Source organism: Aquisalinus flavus (assembly GCF_014640095.1).
Classification (GTDB): Bacteria; Pseudomonadota; Alphaproteobacteria; order Caulobacterales; family Parvularculaceae; genus Aquisalinus; species Aquisalinus flavus.
This window is the reverse complement of record NZ_BMGH01000001.1, coordinates 2,130,415-2,147,817: the sequence shown is the minus strand read 5'-3', so window position 1 is coordinate 2,147,817 and position 17,403 is coordinate 2,130,415. Positions and strand designations below refer to the sequence as shown.

Sequence of the window (17,403 nt, the reverse complement as noted above, 5' to 3'; positions counted from 1 at the left end):
GTCATGGCCACCACATTCGCGCATCTTTCAGACCTCCATTTCGGCAGGATCGATGCGCCGGTTCTGGAAGCCCTGAAGGACTACTTCAATCGCGCCCATGTCGACGAGGTGATCGTAACCGGCGACCTGACCCAGTCTGGCCGCCGCCGTGAATTTGCCGAGGCGGCCCTGTTCTTCGATCTCCTGAAACAGCGTACGACGATCATTCCCGGCAATCATGACGCGCCGGTCTACAATCTCTGGCAGCGTTTCGTGACGCCGTGGAAGCGGTTCCGCGATTCGCTCAACCGCGACCCGGAGCCGGTGACGCTGGCCAAGAATTTCGTCTTTGTAGGGCTTAATTCCGCGACACGCATACGCCTCTCGCTCGACTGGTCGACAGGGCGGCTGTCGTCCAGTCAGATTTCCAGGGCGCTGACGACCTTTCAGGACAGCCGGGCAGGGCGTCTCAACATTCTCGGTATCCACCACCCGTTCTTTCCCGAGCCCGAGGCGGGCAGCGCCGGGCGCGCGGTCATTCCGCGTGCGCCCCATATCCTCGAGCGTCTGGTCGAGGCCGGGGTCGATATCCTGATGACCGGCCATGTCCATCATGGCCGCGTGCGCGCCGTCGATGTCGGCGAGCGCAAGATCATCCTGTCCCAGGCCGGTACCGCCTCCTCCACCCGCACGCGCGGCGATGTGCCGTCCTTCAACGTCATCGAGGCGGAAGGCGACATCCTCCACACACGCATCATTCGGTATGCGGGTGAACATTTCGAGCCGGAAAAAACCCGCTCCTTCGCCAGGACCGATCGTGGCTGGCAGCTGACCGAGGCACACGACCTATGACATCCCCCGCCCGCCTGAAAAAGGCCGTTGCTTTCGTCAACAAGCATTCCGGCCGTGTGTCCTCTACGGACCTGCATATGCTGCGCGAAGAAGTCCACAAACCGCTGATCGCGTCAGGGTTCGAGGTCGACTTCGTGCTGGATGATTGTCCGGCACTGATGGAAGCCGCCCCGAAATGCCATCCCGATGCGGATTATTACATCGTCATTGGCGGTGATGGCACGATTGCCGCGCTCGCCGACATCGTCACCAGGCTGCCGGGCGAGCACAAGCCTGTTTTCCTGCCGCTGCCCTTCGGTACGGCGAACATGTTCACCCGCGATCTCGGCTTCCCCGTCGACCCGTGGGAGGCTCTCGAAGCGGCGCTGGCGGCGGAGACGACCACCGTCGACATTGCCCGGGTCAATGGCCGCGCTTTCCTCAACAATGTCGTTCTCGGCACCTTTGCCGAAGTTGCCGAGGCGCGGGAGAATTTCCGCGTCGCCGACAATCTCCATGACAAGGCGATGAGCCTGATCGAATCCGCCGACGCCCTGTTCTATTCCAGCGAGCACCGCTATCGCGTCCAGATGGATAACCGCTCCGAGGAAGTGTCGACCAACACGATCATCGTTTCCAATAACGCCTTTCACGGCTCGGTCGACGGCGTGCCCCATCGCGATCATCTCGACGCAGGCATGCTCGCCGTCTACCTGACCGAGGCCCATGACGGCTTCGGTTTCCTCGCCCGCGTCGCCGAGGCGGTGATGGGCGGGCTTTCGAGTTCCGACTCCGTCGATGTGCGCGAGTGCAAGCGCTGCTCGATCGCGCCGCGCGATGGCGAGCCGATCCATTACACCGTTGATGGCGAGATTCTTGAAAGCGAGGAGCCGCTGATCTTCGAGATTGTGCCCGGCGCCCTGCGCGTCCCGCTCATGCCCGCCGTCGAGGAGTGAGCCTGAGCCGGGAGTGGGGCGGTCACCGCTATACATCCCATTTGTCATCAGTGCCCGCCTGGGTTACATCAACACCGAACGATTTCGGCATTATCTATATTGAGAGGATCGACCGCCCATGACCTATCTTGCCCTTGTCCGTCACGGCCAGAGCGCCTGGAACCTGGAAAACCGTTTCACCGGCTGGGTCGATGTCGATCTGACCGACCAGGGCCGGGAAGAGGCGGCCAAGGCCGGTGAATTGCTGGCGCAGGAGAATGTCGAATTTGCCGCCGCCTATACCTCGGTCCTGTCCCGCGCGATCCGTACGCTGAACATTGCCCTCGACAAGATGGACAAGTCGTGGCTGCCGGTGACCAAGGACTGGCGGCTGAACGAGCGCCATTATGGCGGGCTGACCGGCCTGAACAAGGCAGAGACAGCCGAAAAGCATGGCGAGGAACAGGTCCTCGTCTGGCGCCGCTCCTACGACACGCCGCCGCCGGAGCTGGACGATGCGACTGCGTTCCCGTCCCTGACCGATGGCCGCTATCCCGCCGGTGTCACCATGCCGAAAACGGAATCGCTGAAAACCACCCTCGACCGCGTCCAGCCCTATTGGGAGGCCGACATCGCCCCGCGCGTCAAGGCCGGCGACAATCTCATCATCGCCGCCCATGGCAATTCCCTGCGCGCGCTCGTGAAAATGCTGTTCAACGTCTCTAATGACGACATTGTCGGCGTCGAGATGCCGACCGGCAATCCGCTGCTGATCGAGCTGAAGGATGGCAGCCTGGAGATCGTCTCCGCCCGCTATCTGGACACATCCCGCGCCACCGAGATCCCGCCGGCGAAGTAAGCATTTATCAGAGTGTAGTTTTCAGTTTTTAGTGGTGAGGAGGCGATACATCCGCTCCAATAACTAAAAACTACTAACTAAAAACTGACCTACCGATAGCAGTTGAAGTTCATATACGCCCAGCGCACGGATTCGGTGTTGATCTCGTTATCGACGGCGACCGCTTCCGTACCGCCCTTGGCGATGCAGGCGGCTGTCGCGTTGCGGTCCAGCTCGGCCATGGAATAATTGTAGGGATCATATTGCAGCGAGACGACGTCGATCGGCAGGCGGATATCCTTCTTGCCGAACATTTCACAGCCGCTCAGAAGCAGCGCGATGAAAACAACCAGACCGTACCGTAGCATCGGAAGAACCTTCCCCAAATTCCCGCAACAAGCCCCCGCAAGGGCCGTCAAAGGCTAGCACGGCCGGATCGGCCTGTCTGCACCCTTGTGACAACCCCCGATAGGAGCGAGCGCGCAGCAAAAAGGGGCGCCGGGGCGCCCCTTTCCGTGCAAATGGGAGTTTGCGAGGGTAATTGAAATTATGCGGCGTCGGTCTTGCCGAGGAGCTTGCCCGGCCCGCGGAGCACGGTGCCCCGTGCGTTCTTGGAAATCTCGATCTTGCGCGGTTTCTTCGCTTCGGGAATCTCGCGCTCGAGATCGATGTTCAAAAGGCCGTTCTGGAGGCTCGCCCCGGTGACGCGGACATGTTCGGCCAGCTGGAAGCGGCGCTCGAACGAGCGTCCGGCAATCCCCTGATGCAGGAACTGGCGTTGTTCGCCATCATCCGGCTCGGCGCGCTTGCCGGTAATGGCCAGCGTCTGCTCGGTAACTTCGATGTCGAGGTCGTCCTCGCCAAAACCGGCGACGGCCAGGGTGATGCGGTAGTGATTGTCGTCCGCCAGTTCGATATTATAGGGCGGATAGCCGGAGCCATCGAGCTTGTTCACGGTATCGAACAGCTCGTTGAACAGGCGGTCGAAACCGACGGTCGAGCGATAGAGGGGGGTCATGTCATAGGTTCGCATGGTCTTCATCCTTCTGTAGAAGCAATGGTTACTGAAACTGGCCCGTCATCCCGTGTGGCGATGTCGGGCCGTCAAAGCGCCGGAGCCATCAGGCCTCCGGCTTTTTCGAGATGTGACCGGTTTTTAGCCATTTCAAGAGGCCGGAACGCAAAAAATTGGCACGAAACCCGGCTGCCTTGCCGCCGGTTGGTTTATGCCGTCCTCCCTATCTATATGGTCAAAAGCGCCCTAAAACGGGGCTGCACTCGTAACTCATGGGGAATAGAGACGATGAAACATGCACCTTCCTTGCTGGCCCTGATTATGGCCGGCGCCCTTGCTGCCTGTAGCGCAGAAACGCCCGACGGCGCAGACGGCACAGCCGAATCCACCATGGCCGAAACCGGAACGTCCGACGAAACGACCGCCGACATGGAGCCGGCGGCGTCATCGCCGACGCTTGAGGACCTTGTCGTCGGCGACCAGCGCCCTGATGGCCATGCAGACCGCAACCAGTACCGCAATCCGGTCGAGACGCTGGAATTCTTCGGCATCGAGCCCGACATGACGGTCGTTGAAGTCTGGCCGGGCGGCGGCTGGTATGCCCATATCCTGGCGCCCTATCTGGAACAGGGCGGTGGCGATTACATTGCTGCCGGGTTCGAGATCGGCGACAGCGAAAATGCCCGCCGGTCGTTCGAGAACTTCCAGTCCGCCATGGCAGGCTATGGCGATGTCGACTTCACCGTCCTGTCTGCCGGATCTGACGGCATTGCGCCCGCCGGCTCAGCCGACATGGTTCTCACCTTCCGCAATGTTCATAACTGGATGGGTGGCGGCTTCGCCGACAAGGCCTTTGCCGATTTCTATGCTGCCCTGAAACCCGGTGGCACCCTCGGCGTCGTCGAGCATCGCCTGCCTGAGGACCGCGAGCAGTTCGGCGAGGGTGGCTATGTCAAGCAGAGCGCCGTCATCGCCATGGCAGAGCGCGCCGGCTTCCAGTTTGTCGAGGCCAGCGAGATCAATGCCAACCCGGCCGATACCGCAGATCATCCCTTCGGCGTCTGGACCCTGCCGCCGAACAACCGCAGCAGCAATTATGGCGAAGAGCCGGATCCCGAGTTCGATTCCTCGAAATATATGGAAATCGGCGAGAGCGACCGGATGACGCTGAAATTCACCAAGCCTGTCACCGCCGATGGCGCAATGCTGGAATAGCATCTGATGGAAGAGCTGCTGGCAAAAGCGGGAGATTATTTCCGCAGGCGCTTTGACGGGGTGATCCGCATAGAGATCGATAATGCCTCGTCGGCAATCTGGGTCGACGGGCGGGCCGAGCCCCCCGTCGTCTCCGTGACGGCGCCGGAGAATGTCAGCAGCGACTTCTGCCTGTGGCGCACCTCGAACGATACATTGAGCCGTATCCTGTCGCCGGAGACGCGGCGGCTGGAAGGCGCCTATATTGCCGGCCGGCTGGCGATATCCGGCGACATGGCGGTCATGGCCCGGCTCGAGATTGGTGAGGAATAGGCAAATGGGCGAGCTTTCTTTTGAGCCGGCAGACTTTATCGAAATCGACGCGGCCCCCGTTCCGCCGGGCGGGCAATGTTTCTTCCAGCCGGCACCGGACGGCGCGCGGCTTCGCGTCGCGACTTTCGCTGCCCAAGAGCCCCGCGGCACGATCGTGCTTCTCAACGGGCGCTGCGAAATCATCGAGAAATATTTCGAGGTAACGCAGGATCTCCTGTCGCGTGGTTTCAACGTGGCGACCATGGACTGGCGCGGGCAGGGGCTGTCCTCGCGCATGCTCGCGGTCAGCGAAAAGGGGCATATCAAGAGTTTCGGCACCTATCTCGCCGACCTCAAGCTGTTCCTGAAAAAGGTCGTGCACAAACAGTTCTCCGGGCCGTATTTCGCCCTGTCCCATTCCATGGGCGGCACGCCGTTGCTGCAACTCCTGGCAGAGGGATATGACGGATTCCATGGCGCCGTGCTGTCGTCACCGATGACGCGGCTGTTCCGCACCCTGCCTGCACGCCATGCGGTCCGCCTGATGGCCAATGGCGCCGTGACCCTCGGCATGGGGCAGAAGCAGGTATTCGGCGTGCCTGAATATTCCATGCATTTCGAGAACAATAATCTGACATCGGACGAGACGCGCCATACCATGTTCCGGCAGCTGCTCGAGGCGGCCCCCAATGCGGCGGTGCATGCGCCGACCTATGGCTGGTTACATGCGGCGATCAAGGCGCTCGACGGGTTGAACGCGCCCGGCGCCCTCGCCGCCATAAAGATCCCCGTACTGATCGTCTCGTCCGGCGCCGACACCACCGTCGACGGGGCGAATTCGGTCCGGCTGGGGACGCTCTACGACCAGATCACCACTACGGAAGTCGATGGCGCGCTGCACGAAGTGCTGATGGAGCGCGACGTCTATCGCGACCGGTTCTGGCAGGCTTTCGACGCCTATGTGACCGAACGCCTGGCCGCCGGGGTGTCTGATCCGGCATCAGCCGCTGCGAACGATCACTCCGCCATTGCCTCATAGACGATCTCGCCATCGACGATGGTCATCACCGCCTTGACACCGGGCAGATCGCCCGAGGGCACGGTCATGATGTCGCCGTCGAGCACGGTGATATCCGCCTTCTTGCCCGGCTCCAGCGTGCCGAGACGGTCCTCGTTGAAGCTGGCAAAGGCCGGATTGATGGTGAACATATCCAGCGCCTCGCCACGCGACAGCGCTTCGTCAGGGTGCCAGTTCTCGCCGCGATAGCCTGAGAGGTCGCGCCGTGCCACGGTCGCATAGAACTCGATCATCGGATCGCCGCGCTCGACCGGCGCGTCCGAGCCACCGGCGATAATCGCGCCACTGTCCGACAGGCTGCGCCAGGCATAAGCGCCGTCCAACCTGTCCTCGCCGAGGCGCGCCGGGGCAAAGTGCAGATCGCCGATCGCGTGGGAGGGCTGCATCGAGGCGATGATGCCAAGCCCGGCGAAACGCGGAATATCAGCCGGATCGACGATCTGGGCGTGTTCGACGCGCCAGCGTGGCCCCTCGTCATAGGACAGGCGTTCGACCGGCAGCACGTCCTCATACCAGTCGAGCACCAGCGTGTTGCCGCGGTCACCGATGGCGTGGGTCGTGACCTGGATCGAATTGTCATAGGCTTGTCTGTAGCCGGCCATCGCCTCTTCCGGCGTCAGCAGCAGCAGGCCGCTCGTTTCCGGCTGGTCCGTATACGGCTCGTGCAGCGCCGCGCCGCGCGACCCGAGCGCGCCATCGACATAGAATTTGACGGCGCGTGTCGTCACCTTGCCGTCATTCAGCTCCCAGATGCCGGTCTCGATCAGTGCATCCATGTCGCCCGGATTGATCGCATTATAGACCCGGATCGGCATCTCGCCGGCTTCTTCCAGCGCGCCGATAATCTGCGCATCGCGGATATCGACTGACATATTGTGCAGGCCGGTCCAGCCATAGGAGGCGTAGACCTCGGCGCCCTTCTTCAGCGCTTCGCGCCGTTCGGCCTCGCTCGGTTCATCGATCAGGGCACGAACGGGCCGGTCGGCGGTGTCGATCAGCATGCCGGTGGCGCGGCCATTTGCGTCGCGCTCGATCCGCCCGCCATCGGGGTCGGGTGTCGCGTCGGTGATGCCGGCGGCATCGAGCGCGGCTGTGTTCGCCACGCTCGCATGGCCGTCGGCGCGCACCAGCACGACCGGGTTGTCCGGTGCTGCCGCGTCGAGATCGTCGCGGGTCGGGAAGCGCCCCTCAGGCCAGCCGGTCTCGATCCAGCCGCGCCCGAAGATGACCTCGCCCTCCGCCTTGCCCTCTGCCTCGGCGGCGATGCGCTGCTTCAACTCGGCAATGGAGGCGGTGCCTTCCAGGTTCAGCGTCAGTTCGCGCTGGCCGATGCCGATCAGGTGGGCGTGGGCATCGGTGAAACCGGGATAGGCGACTTGGCCGTCGTCAAGCAGAATGATATCGCCGTCGAAACCGCTGGCTTGATCGACCGTATCCAGATCAAACGGTCCGGTGCCGACCGCGTCGATATATCCGCCCTTTATGGTAACATAGCTGGCGATCGGCGCGGTCTCGCTGCCGGTATAGATCATTCCCACAAGGACGGTATCGAAAGACGGCGGTATCGCGGCATCGCCGCTGATAACGGGTTCCGACCGCGAACAGGATGCGGAAAATCCGAGAACGCTGCACAGCAGCGCCGTTTTGAGCCGTACCATGACTGGTCCCCCTGATGTGTCGTCGCCCGCTTCCACCCCTGCGGCACAGACTCAAGCGCTGCCCCCGGCAAGTCAAGCCTGCCGGGGGCTTTTAATCCGTTTAAAGTGTTTATATCGGGAGATAACGCCTTATTGCGCCACGTCGCGCAGGGCTTCGCCGCCCTGATCGGCACTGCCACGCGCGGCGAGATCGCCGAGGCTTACAATCCCGACGAGACGGTCCTCGTCATTGACAACCGGAAGGCGGCGCATCTGGATGTCGCCCATATTGCGGCAGACCTCGTCCACCGTCTGGTTCTCGCGGCAATAGCGGATCGTGTCGGTCATCGCGCTGCGCACGTCGGCGGCATTGACGTCGCCGCCCTCGGCAACGCAGCGGATGACGATGTCGCGGTCGGTGATCATCCCGACCAGCCGGTCGTTCTCGCCGACGGGCAGGGCGCCGATATCGCCGTCGCGCATCATCTGTGCGGCCTGGGCAATGCTGGTGCCGGGCGTGGCGAATGTCACGTCCGTCGTCATGATGTCCCTTATATGCTGGGTCATATGGTTCCTCCTTCGGATCAGTCCTCGCTCGCCCCTTGTGTCAGTCGGGAGACAGGGCGGGCGGCGATCATGTTCCGGTGGCGGGAAGCCCGGCGCATGTATTATCCGTAAGGGACCTAATCGGGGTGCCGGGGGGCGGGAGCAGCCAGCACTGTCCGGTTGAAGCGCGGCCCGTCAAAAGCAAAGAGGCCGCCGCCGCGCTTGGGGATCGCGGGCAGGCGGCCTCTCGTCAGAATGAAAGGTTCGGGAGAGACCCTTACTTCTTCTTCGGGGCGGCTTTCGGGGCCGGCTTCGAGCCAGGTTTGGACGGAGCGGCGGGTTTTGCTTTTTTGTCTGCCATGTTGGCCTCCATGAGTGTACCGGCAAATCCGGTACTGCCGCATATTTTATGCTGTCCGTGACGGCCCGCAATGGGGTCACCCGCCCCCGGCGATCACATATTGTTTCCAAACGGATCATTTTGGTTGATTTTTGCCCGCCGGAGGTCTTCGCCGGGGGGGCATCTTTCCCGCCAGCACGCCGCCCGCCCCTGCCGGGCCCCCGAGCACCGCCCAAACAAAGCCCTCGACGCGCGGCCTCATATCGGCTATGCACGCGAAAATATTGCGCCGCAACAAGAGCGCCCCAACCCCCAATACATCCTTCGCGCCGACCCCCCTTTCGTTTACGTCACCTCTGGATATATCGTCATGACCACGCCCGCCCTTCGCAACATCGCCATCATCGCGCACGTCGACCACGGCAAGACCACGCTTGTCGACGAGCTGCTGCGCCAGTCCGGCGCCGTCGCCGCCCATTCCGACATGGCAGAGCGCGCCATGGATTCCAACGATATCGAGCGCGAGCGCGGCATCACCATCCTGGCCAAATGCACCAGCGTCGAGTGGGAGAGCACGGTCGAGGGCCCGATGCGCCTGAACATCATCGACACGCCGGGCCACGCCGATTTCGGCGGCGAGGTCGAGCGCATCCTGTCCATGGTCGATGGCTGCCTGCTGCTGGTCGATGCCGAGGAAGGCCCGATGCCGCAGACCAAATTCGTCCTGTCCAAGGCGCTGGCGCTGGGCCTGAAACCGATCGTCGTGCTCAACAAGGTCGACCGCCCCAATGCCGAGCCGGACCGCGTGCTCGACGAAGTGTTCGACCTGTTCGCCTCGCTCGGTGCCAATGAAGACCAGCTCGACTTCCCCGCGCTCTATGCCTCCGGCAAGGAAGGCTGGGCCGATACCGAGATTGACGGCCCGCGCGAAGACCTGAAACCCCTGTTCGAGACGGTCGTGCGCCATGTGTCCTCGCCGCCGATCGAGGACGGTGCCGCCAGCCAGCCCTTCCGCATCCTCGCGACCACGCTCGAGGCCGACCCGTTCCTCGGCCGTATCCTGACCGGCCGCATCGTCTCCGGCCGGCCGCAGCCGGGCCTGACCTACAAGGCCCTGTCCGTCGACGGCAAGCTGATCGAACAGGCCCGCCTGACCAAGGTGCTCGCCTTCCGCGGCCTCAAGCGCCAGCCGGTCGAGACTGCCGAGCCGGGCGACATCGTCGCCATTGCCGGCTTCCAGAAGGCGACCGTCTCCCACACCATCTGCGACAGCGCCGTCACCAAGCCGCTGGAAGCCCAGCCGGTCGATCCGCCGACGCTCTCCATCACCATCTCCGCCAACGACTCCCCGCTGGCCGGGCGCGAGGGCGACAAGGTCCAGTCCCGCGTCATCCGCGAGCGCCTGCTGCGCCAGGCCGAGGGCGATGTCGCCATCCGCGTGACCGAGACCGAGAATCGCGACGCCTATGAAGTCGCCGGCCGCGGCGAGTTGCAGCTCGGCGTGCTGATCGAGAACATGCGCCGCGAGGGGTTCGAGCTTGCCGTCTCCCGCCCGCGCGTGCTCACCTTCACCGACGAGGAAACCGGCCAGCTGATGGAGCCGATGGAAGAGATCGTCATCGATGTCGATGACGACTATTCCGGCGCCGTCATCGAAAAGCTGACCCAGCGCAAATGCGAGCTGAAGGAAATGAAGCCGACCGGCGGCGGCAAGACCCGCCTGGTCATGCACGGGCCCGCCCGCGCCCTGATCGGCTATCACGGCGAATTCCTCACCGACACCCGCGGCACCGGCGTCATGAACCGCTCCTTCCTCGAGCACGGGCCCCACAAGGGCAAGATCGAGGGCCGTCGCAATGGCGTGCTCATCTCCAACGGCCAGGGCGACGCCGTCCCCTTCGCCCTGTGGAACCTGGAGGAGCGCGGCACCATGTTCATCTCCCCCGGCGAGAAGGTCTATCTCGGCATGATCATCGGCGAGAACGCCAAGCCCGACGATCTCGACGTCAACCCGCTGAAAGCCAAGGCCCTGACAAACATGCGCGCCAGCGGCAAGGACGAGGCCGTCCGCCTCACCACCCCGCGCCGCCTGTCCCTGGAACAGGCCATCGCCTATATCGACGATGACGAACTGGTCGAGGTAACCCCCCAATCCATCCGCCTGCGGAAAAGAGAGCTGGAACCGCATATGCGGAAAAAACGCTCGAAGGACAAAGAGAACGCGTAACTCACACGATCTCACCACCCCGTCATCCCGGACGCCGCTAGGCGATCCGGGACCCAGCTCTGAAATAACGGTTGCTCACGGCGCGCGCTCCGCTTGGCCGGGATGACAGGCGGAGAACGCCAGTTTATGATTTTGCATGGCGCATGGGGACAAGCACTACACCGTTTACATTCTGGCCAATCGCAAGAACGGCACGCTCTATGTCGGCGTGACCTCCGACCTTGCCACCCGCGTCTGGCAGCACAGGCAGAAACGCCATCCCGGCTTCACCGCCAGATATGACGTGCACAAACTGGTCTGGCATTCGACCTTCGACAGCGTCGAGGCCGCGATCGACTTTGAAAAGCGCCTGAAGAAATGGCGCCGCGCCTGGAAGATCGCCCTGATCGAGGAGAGAAACCCCGACTGGGAAGACCTCTACCCAACCCTCGGCCCGACCAATTTCTGAGTGTCTCCCCGATCCCTCCACCCCGTCATCCCGGACGCCGGAGGCGATCCGGGACCCAGCTCTGAAATCATGAGTGCTCGCGGCGCGGTGAAGGCTCACGGCGCATTGCGTCGTCAGACCCCATCTTTCCACCGTCATCCCGGACGCCGCAAGGCGATCCGGGACCCAACTCTGACGTTGTGAAGGCTCACGGCGCGGTGGTTATTGCCTATATTGCATGCGCCCAACCTGCTCTCCGCAAGCCACCGGAACGCCAGAGCTGGGTCCCGGCGCGCGCTGCGCTTGGCCGGGATGACAACGGCGAAATCCCGCGATATTTTGAGCCATGGCGCATGGGGACAAGCACTACACCGTTTACATTCTGGCCAATCGCAAGAACGGCACGCTCTATGTCGGCGTGACCTCCGACCTTGCCACCCGCGTCTGGCAGCACCGGCAGAAACGCCATCCCGGCTTCACCGCCAGATATGACGTGCACAAACTGGTCTGGCATTCGACCTTCGACAGCGTCGAGGCCGCGATCGACTTTGAAAAGCGCCTGAAGAAATGGCGCCGCGCCTGGAAGATCGCCCTGATCGAGGAGAGAAACCCCGACTGGGAAGACCTCTACCCAACCCTCGGCCCGACCAATTTCTGAGTGTCTCCCCGATCCCTCCACCCCGTCATCCCGGACGCCGGAGGCGATCCGGGACCCAGCTCTGAAATCATGAGTGCTCGCGGCGCGGTGAAGGCTCACGGCGCATTGCGTCGTCAGACCCCATCTTTCCACCGTCATCCCGGACGCCGCAAGGCGATCCGGGACCCAACTCTGACGTTGTGAAGGCTCACGGCGCGGTGGTTATTGCCTATATTGCATGCGCCCAACCTGCTCTCCGCAAGCCACCGGAACGCCAGAGCTGGGTCCCGGCTCGCGCTGCGCTTGGCCGGGATGACGCGAAACTGAAAACTTCAAATCAAAAACTCCCCAAAAATCTTATCCCCGCCCATCCACACCCGCTTATGCTTCTCCATGACGCCGGGGTGAGGATCCTGGCGCAGGCGTCGTCAGACCCCGTGACCTGCGGGGGCGGGCGGCGTATCAGGTTTCGGATGGCCGAGGTTCCGGTGGAACTGGTGAGGGTGTGCGCAAGCTTCGCATCGTCCGTCCGAGCGGCGTCCCGGGGTAGCCCCCGGGCGGGAGAGCTATGCACTTTGGCCCCGCATCGATCGCCGCCGTGTGTAGCGAGAGCTATGCCAGTCATTATTATTGTTTGAGGCAATGGCCGCTACACACGGGCCCCCTCGATTTCATATTCACACCGCAGCGAAATCTGACGGTGTTTTCAGTGCTGCCTCTCTTGTCTTCCCGGGGGATGCGCAGCATCAACCCGGGATCCATTTTCCAGAGGCCTTGCCGCTGCTCTCTCAAGCCAGCCTCACCGTCTCTGGAAAACAGGTCCCGGCTCGCGCTTCGCTTGGCCGGGAGGACAAGAGGGATAGTGCGGGGAAGAAAATCGGCCGCGTGTCGTGCCGAGGTTTCGTTACTTTAGCTCGCCAAGGCCTTTTAAGGGTGAGGCCGATCAGAAAACGGGGGTGGGGCCCCGTTTTCCGGCCGAACGTTGCCTTAAAAGGCATGGCTGCCAATTGTCGTGCCGGCATTTCGCTGTCAAGGCGGCACCCGCTTCGCGGCGCGGCGTAGCTGCGGCCTTGACAGCGAAAACCGGTGCGGCACCCGCCTTGCTCACATCCCCGCTGCGACCGCCGGGATCAGCTCCCTTGCAACGAGGCTGTGCAGCGACTGGATATGGCCGTCGACGCTGCGCGCATTCGGGTCGGAGGTCATCACCACGGTCAGCGACAGTCCGGGTACGACATACACCATCTGCCCGCCATAGCCCCAGGCGTAATAGACATCATGGCCGCCCGCCCGCGCGATCCACCAGCCATAGCCATAGGACCCGCCGGACCAGGGCGAGGTGACGCGCGGCGTCCAGCTCGCCTCTACCCAGCCTGCCGGCAGCACACGCTCGCCGTCCCACATGCCGTCCTGGCGATACAGCTCGCCGAGGCGGAACAGGGCGCGGGGGCTGAGCGCCATGTTGTTGCCGCCCATATAGATGCCCTGCGGATCGCGGGTCCAGGGCGGGAAGGAGATGCCCAGCGGCTCGCCCAGCCAGTCGCGGAACAGGGCCAGCGTCGAGCGGCCCGTCGCCTGCGTCAGCGCGGCCGACAGGAGATGCGAGGTGCCGGTCGAATAGATCATCGGCCCGCCGGGCTCGGCTTCCATGTCGCGGGTCAGGGCATGGGTGACCCAGTTGTCGCTGACGACCCAGGCGCCGTAATTGCGGCCCGAGGTCGAGGACAGGCCGGCGCGCATGGTCAGCAAATCCTCGATGGTGATGGTGTCGACCTGCTCGTCGGCGCTGACCGGCACGGTGAGAATGTCGGCAAGCGCCGTGTCGACGCTGTCGATGTCGCCGCGCTCGATGGCGATACCGGCCAGCGCCGAGATCAGCGATTTCGACGCGCTCTTGATGTTGACCGGCGTGTCGAGGCCGGGGCCGTCATAAACCCGCTCGGCGAGGATGTCGCCATCGCGCCCGACGATCATGGCGTTGAGCTGCGGCAGCTCGGCGGCCTTGTCCATCACCGCATCGAGCGACGTGTCGCGCTGATTGTGCGTCGCGGCGGTTTCGACCGGCGCCTTATCCTGCAGCGGCAGGGCAATCGCGACCGAAGCGAACAGGGCGAACAGAGCGGTGCAGGCGGCGGCGAGAGAGTGGAGCATGGGATATAAATGGGCGGCAGACGCCGTTTGGCGACTTAAAACGTGCACAGGCGGCCCTGCCTCGCTGGCCTGTGAAGGAACGGCTTGTACCCCGCTGCCGTTGGCGGGGTGACAATCACGAAGTCTCAAAGGAGTTCCCCATGCGCATTCTCATCGCCGGCGCGACCGGCAATACCGGTACCCGCCTGACCAACCAGCTTGCCGAGGCGGGCCACGAGCCGATCGCCCTGGTGCGCGAGACGTCCGATACGTCGGCCCTGCCGGCGGGCTGCGAAACCCGCCAGGCGGACCTCACCGACCTGCCCGAAGACGTGGCAAAGGGCGTCGATGCCGTCATTTTCGCCGCCGGTTCCGGCGGTGACACCAGCGCGGAGATGACCGACAAGGTCGACCGCGATGGCGCCATGGCGCTGGTCGATCGCAGCGAGCAGGCCGGCGTCAAGCGCTTCGTCATGCTCAGCTCCGTCGGTACCGACGACCCGGACAGCGGGCCCGACGCCATGCAGCACTACCTCAAGGCAAAGCGCGCCGCCGACGACCATCTCATCGCCAGCGGCCTCAACTATGTTATCGTCCGTCCGGTCAGCCTGACCGACGATTACGGCACGGGTGAGATCGAGCTGTCGACGGACCATGTCGACGGCAAGAAGATCTCGCGCGACGATGTCGCCGCCGTTCTGGCCGAATGCGCTACGGCGAAGACACCGGGCAAGGTCGTGTTCGAAATTGCCGGTCGCGGTATGCCGGTGGGCGAGGCGCTGGCAACGCTCCGCTAAGCTGAAAAAAACCGCCGCATCCGGACGGGATGCGGCGGTTGGTTGCCTGCGGTCAGTGCTGCGGCCTATTCGGCAGCCTCAAGGAAGCCGTTCACATCCAGCCAGTGGATGTAGTTGGTGAACCAGATATTCGAGGTCCGGTCCGGATTGCCGAGGCCGAAGCCATGGCCGCCATTCTGGAACAGGTGCATTTCCACCGGCTTGCCGGCCTCGTACCAGGACTTGATCAGGCCGGTATCGCCCTCATAGAGGAAGTCGTCCGTCGCAATCGCGACAAACAGCGGCGGGGCATCGTCCGGCACCTCGACCGCGCCCATGCCGCCATAGATCGGCGCGATGAAGGCGGGCCTGGCGACATCGGAGTTCATCGTCACATGCATGGTCAGGCCGGCACCGGCGGAAAAGCCCATCATGCCGAGCCGGTCCATGTCGACGCCCCACTCATCGGCATTGTCGTCGATCATCTGCCACGCCGCTTCGGCGTCTTCCAGCTGGTTCGACAGATCCCAGCGCGGCCGCGGGGCAGGAGCCTCGCCCTCCTCACCCGGTGCCGGGCGCGGCCGGTTCATGATTTCGCGGTCGAATGCCTCCAGCGCATCAGGGGTCGGCTGCAGGCGGTATTTCAGCACGAAGGCGGCGATGCCCTGTTCGTTCAGCGCCTCTGCCACTTCCCAGCCCTCATTACCCATCGACAGCCACATGAAGCCGCCACCGGGCGCGACGAGAACAGCGGCACCATTGGCCTTGTCGGGGTCCGGCAGGAACGGCGTCAGCGTCGCTTCGGTGATGTTGCGGGCCATCGGGTCACCCCACTGCTCGAACCAGCTTTCGCTGGCCGGCTGGTCCTCGACACCGCCGGTGTTGAGCGGAATGGCGTTGGGCTCGTCCGGCGCCTCCATCGGCGTCATTTCCTGCGCTGCAGCGGGAAGAGTTGTCCCCGCGATGAAAATGGCGACTAGAGTGGCGGCTGCACCCAATGCAGGCCTTTCGATAGAAAAGAACATGCGATATCTCCCTTGTGATGACGGTTTTGCCGTTTCTGCTTTTCAGCGAAAAGGAGACACCCGTCCCATGGGCGGGTCAAGCCGGATTCCGTTAGCGCTATCTTGCAAAGGATTGCAGGGCGATGCGATATTCTTGCGGGGCCCGTTGATTGGTGGCATGGGCAAATGACAATTTGCGAGTGAAGCGTGGATACGGGATTGGACTGATGAAACAAGTACTGTGCAGCCTGGCGGCGTCCGCCTCATTGCTTATCACCTGCGGGCCTGCCTTCGCTCAGGAAAACGCGGCACCCGCGACAAATCCCGCCGCGCTTAAGGAAGCCTTCGACGGCTGTTTCCTCGTCGGCACGGCGATGAACCGCTGGTTCATCATGGACGAGGTGCCAGGCGTGCTCGATTTCGCGGCTAGCCAGTTCAATGCCGTGACCGCAGAGAACGCAATGAAATGGGGCCGGATAAACCCGTCCAAGGGCGACTATCACTTCGGCATCGCCGATGCGCTGGTCGATTACGCCGAGGCCAACGATATGGCGGTTATCGGCCATACTCTGGTCTGGCACTCGCAGACGCCGGATTGGGTCTTCGAAAACTGGCGCGGCCAGTCTGTCGACAGGGATACGCTGCTGGAACGGCTGGAACAGCACATGGAAAAAGTCGCAGGGCGTTATTCGGGCCGCATCCATGGCTGGGACGTGCTGAACGAGGCGATCCTTGACGATGGCTCGTGGCGTGACAGCCCGTGGCGGCGGATTCTGGGCGAGGACTATGTCGCGACCGTGTTCGAGATGGCCCATGAGGCTGATCCGCAGGCTGAGCTTTATTATAACGATTATAATATGTACCTTCCCGGTAAACGCGATGCGGTCGTTGCCATGGTGAAGGACCTGCAGGATAGAGGCGTGCCCATTCACGGCATCGGCATGCAGGGCCATTTCGGGCTCGATCGCCCGTCAGTGGAGGATTTCACGGCAGCCTTGGATGCCTATGGCGCATTAGGTCTGAAGGTGATGATTACCGAGATGGATGTCACTGTTCTGCCCTGGCCGGAGACCCTGGAAGTCGGGGCTGACATTTCAGCTGCCGCGGAGAACCGGCAAGAGCTCGACCCGTATACCGCGGGCTTGCCGGACGATATCGCGCAGGCCCAGGCAGACCAATATGCGGCGTTTTTCCGCGAGCTGGTCGCCCGGCGGGATTTTGTCAGCCGTGTCACCTTCTGGGGCGTGTCGGATGCCGACAACTGGAAGAACAATTTTCCCGTCCGCGGGCGCACGGACCACCCGATGCTGTTCGACCGTTACCTCCGGCCAAAGCCGGCCTTCGATGCGGTGATGGCAGAAGCCGGTCCGTGTAGGGCCGAATAGCGGTCTCAACAGACACGTGAGGGGCCATTTTTACGGATCGTTGTGATGGTCTGGGTCAAACAGCAGCGCGGCACCCGGTTTCCCGGATGCCGCTTTGCTCTTGCGGGTGCCG

At 63.0% G+C, this 17,403-nt stretch carries 17 protein-coding genes; 11 read left to right on the top strand and 6 right to left on the bottom strand.

The window, feature by feature from the left end:
- Nucleotides 1–3 precede the first annotated feature (3 nt).
- The 3 genes from IEV88_RS09885 to gpmA all read left to right on the top strand — a co-directional run bounded on the left by IEV88_RS09885 (nt 4) and on the right by gpmA (nt 2,604).
- Nucleotides 4–831 (top strand): metallophosphoesterase family protein, encoded by an 828-nt coding sequence (locus tag IEV88_RS09885; protein ID WP_188158603.1) that lies wholly within the window; start codon nt 4–6, stop codon nt 829–831.
- Nucleotides 828–1,766, top strand: coding sequence for a diacylglycerol/lipid kinase family protein (locus IEV88_RS09880; protein ID WP_188158604.1), 939 nt, complete (start codon nt 828–830; stop codon nt 1,764–1,766). Before IEV88_RS09885 ends, IEV88_RS09880 begins: the two co-directional genes overlap by 4 nt.
- Nucleotides 1,767–1,884: 118 nt before the next feature.
- Entirely contained in the window at nt 1,885–2,604 is a 720-nt protein-coding gene (gpmA, locus tag IEV88_RS09875; protein WP_188158605.1) for a 2,3-diphosphoglycerate-dependent phosphoglycerate mutase, read from the top strand.
- A gap of 89 nt (nt 2,605–2,693) precedes the next feature.
- Here gpmA and IEV88_RS09870 read toward each other — a convergent pair whose 3' ends face one another.
- Nucleotides 2,694–2,951, bottom strand: coding sequence for a hypothetical protein (locus IEV88_RS09870; RefSeq protein WP_188158606.1), 258 nt, complete (start codon nt 2,949–2,951; stop codon nt 2,694–2,696).
- A gap of 179 nt (nt 2,952–3,130) precedes the next feature.
- Nucleotides 3,131–3,616: an Hsp20 family protein gene (locus IEV88_RS09865; RefSeq protein WP_188158607.1), complete on the bottom strand. Its 486-nt coding sequence runs from the start codon at nt 3,614–3,616 to the stop codon at nt 3,131–3,133.
- A gap of 270 nt (nt 3,617–3,886) precedes the next feature.
- Between IEV88_RS09865 and IEV88_RS09860 the strand changes: the two genes are divergently transcribed.
- From IEV88_RS09860 to IEV88_RS09850, 3 genes are read left to right on the top strand one after another with little or no spacing between them, the layout of a single operon-like run.
- Nucleotides 3,887–4,813 (top strand): class I SAM-dependent methyltransferase, encoded by a 927-nt coding sequence (locus tag IEV88_RS09860; protein WP_188158608.1) that lies wholly within the window; start codon nt 3,887–3,889, stop codon nt 4,811–4,813.
- A 6-nt stretch (nt 4,814–4,819) separates the two neighbouring features.
- A complete protein-coding gene (locus IEV88_RS09855; protein WP_188158609.1) occupies nt 4,820–5,125 on the top strand; it encodes an SCP2 sterol-binding domain-containing protein in 306 nt (101 codons plus the stop codon).
- Nucleotides 5,126–5,129: 4 nt separating this feature from the next.
- Nucleotides 5,130–6,143 carry an alpha/beta fold hydrolase gene (locus IEV88_RS09850; RefSeq protein WP_188158610.1) on the top strand — a complete coding sequence of 338 codons (1,014 nt, stop codon included), beginning with the start codon at nt 5,130–5,132 and terminating at the stop codon, nt 6,141–6,143.
- Here the strand turns inward: IEV88_RS09850 and IEV88_RS09845 are convergent.
- Nucleotides 6,122–7,840 (bottom strand): amidohydrolase, encoded by a 1,719-nt coding sequence (locus IEV88_RS09845; protein ID WP_188158611.1) that lies wholly within the window; start codon nt 7,838–7,840, stop codon nt 6,122–6,124. The genes IEV88_RS09850 and IEV88_RS09845 overlap by 22 nt on opposite strands.
- Nucleotides 7,841–7,969: 129 nt before the next feature.
- Nucleotides 7,970–8,386, bottom strand: a complete 417-nt coding sequence (locus tag IEV88_RS09840; RefSeq protein WP_188158612.1) for a CBS domain-containing protein — start codon at nt 8,384–8,386, stop codon at nt 7,970–7,972.
- A 689-nt stretch (nt 8,387–9,075) separates the two neighbouring features.
- Between IEV88_RS09840 and typA the strand changes: the two genes are divergently transcribed.
- The 3 genes from typA to IEV88_RS09825 all read left to right on the top strand — a co-directional run bounded on the left by typA (nt 9,076) and on the right by IEV88_RS09825 (nt 12,017).
- Entirely contained in the window at nt 9,076–10,932 is a 1,857-nt protein-coding gene (typA, locus tag IEV88_RS09835) for a translational GTPase TypA (protein WP_188158613.1), read from the top strand.
- A 136-nt stretch (nt 10,933–11,068) separates the two neighbouring features.
- Entirely contained in the window at nt 11,069–11,380 is a 312-nt protein-coding gene (locus IEV88_RS09830) for a GIY-YIG nuclease family protein (protein ID WP_188158614.1), read from the top strand.
- Between the two features lie 325 nt (nt 11,381–11,705).
- Nucleotides 11,706–12,017 carry a GIY-YIG nuclease family protein gene (locus tag IEV88_RS09825; RefSeq protein WP_188158614.1) on the top strand — a complete coding sequence of 104 codons (312 nt, stop codon included), beginning with the start codon at nt 11,706–11,708 and terminating at the stop codon, nt 12,015–12,017.
- 1,083 nt (nt 12,018–13,100) lie between these two features.
- Here the strand turns inward: IEV88_RS09825 and IEV88_RS09820 are convergent.
- Nucleotides 13,101–14,147 (bottom strand): serine hydrolase domain-containing protein, encoded by a 1,047-nt coding sequence (locus IEV88_RS09820; protein WP_188158615.1) that lies wholly within the window; start codon nt 14,145–14,147, stop codon nt 13,101–13,103.
- Between the two features lie 140 nt (nt 14,148–14,287).
- Here IEV88_RS09820 and IEV88_RS09815 point away from each other — a divergent pair, with 140 nt between their 5' ends.
- On the top strand, nt 14,288–14,923 hold the full coding sequence (locus IEV88_RS09815; protein WP_188158616.1) for an SDR family oxidoreductase: 636 nt from the start codon (nt 14,288–14,290) through the stop codon (nt 14,921–14,923).
- Nucleotides 14,924–14,988: 65 nt separating this feature from the next.
- On the opposite strand, the gene IEV88_RS09810 is transcribed toward IEV88_RS09815, so the two are convergent.
- A complete protein-coding gene (locus tag IEV88_RS09810; protein WP_188158617.1) occupies nt 14,989–15,927 on the bottom strand; it encodes an alpha/beta hydrolase in 939 nt (312 codons plus the stop codon).
- A 206-nt stretch (nt 15,928–16,133) separates the two neighbouring features.
- Here IEV88_RS09810 and IEV88_RS09805 point away from each other — a divergent pair, with 206 nt between their 5' ends.
- Complete coding sequence (locus IEV88_RS09805; protein WP_188158618.1) at nt 16,134–17,291, top strand: endo-1,4-beta-xylanase; 1,158 nt, start codon at nt 16,134–16,136, stop codon at nt 17,289–17,291.
- The last annotated feature ends 112 nt before the right edge of the window (nt 17,292–17,403 follow it).

Coding starts and splice junctions, on each gene's coding strand:
- IEV88_RS09885 (WP_188158603.1), top strand. CDS start 4: ATGGCCACCACATTCGCGCATCTTTCAGACCTCCATTTCGGCAGGATC.
- IEV88_RS09880 (WP_188158604.1), top strand. CDS start 828: ATGACATCCCCCGCCCGCCTGAAAAAGGCCGTTGCTTTCGTCAACAAG.
- gpmA (WP_188158605.1), top strand. CDS start 1,885: ATGACCTATCTTGCCCTTGTCCGTCACGGCCAGAGCGCCTGGAACCTG.
- IEV88_RS09870 (WP_188158606.1), bottom strand. CDS start 2,951: ATGCTACGGTACGGTCTGGTTGTTTTCATCGCGCTGCTTCTGAGCGGC.
- IEV88_RS09865 (WP_188158607.1), bottom strand. CDS start 3,616: ATGCGAACCTATGACATGACCCCCCTCTATCGCTCGACCGTCGGTTTC.
- IEV88_RS09860 (WP_188158608.1), top strand. CDS start 3,887: ATGAAACATGCACCTTCCTTGCTGGCCCTGATTATGGCCGGCGCCCTT.
- IEV88_RS09855 (WP_188158609.1), top strand. CDS start 4,820: ATGGAAGAGCTGCTGGCAAAAGCGGGAGATTATTTCCGCAGGCGCTTT.
- IEV88_RS09850 (WP_188158610.1), top strand. CDS start 5,130: ATGGGCGAGCTTTCTTTTGAGCCGGCAGACTTTATCGAAATCGACGCG.
- IEV88_RS09845 (WP_188158611.1), bottom strand. CDS start 7,840: ATGGTACGGCTCAAAACGGCGCTGCTGTGCAGCGTTCTCGGATTTTCC.
- IEV88_RS09840 (WP_188158612.1), bottom strand. CDS start 8,386: ATGACCCAGCATATAAGGGACATCATGACGACGGACGTGACATTCGCC.
- typA (WP_188158613.1), top strand. CDS start 9,076: ATGACCACGCCCGCCCTTCGCAACATCGCCATCATCGCGCACGTCGAC.
- IEV88_RS09830 (WP_188158614.1), top strand. CDS start 11,069: ATGGCGCATGGGGACAAGCACTACACCGTTTACATTCTGGCCAATCGC.
- IEV88_RS09825 (WP_188158614.1), top strand. CDS start 11,706: ATGGCGCATGGGGACAAGCACTACACCGTTTACATTCTGGCCAATCGC.
- IEV88_RS09820 (WP_188158615.1), bottom strand. CDS start 14,147: ATGCTCCACTCTCTCGCCGCCGCCTGCACCGCTCTGTTCGCCCTGTTC.
- IEV88_RS09815 (WP_188158616.1), top strand. CDS start 14,288: ATGCGCATTCTCATCGCCGGCGCGACCGGCAATACCGGTACCCGCCTG.
- IEV88_RS09810 (WP_188158617.1), bottom strand. CDS start 15,927: ATGTTCTTTTCTATCGAAAGGCCTGCATTGGGTGCAGCCGCCACTCTA.
- IEV88_RS09805 (WP_188158618.1), top strand. CDS start 16,134: ATGAAACAAGTACTGTGCAGCCTGGCGGCGTCCGCCTCATTGCTTATC.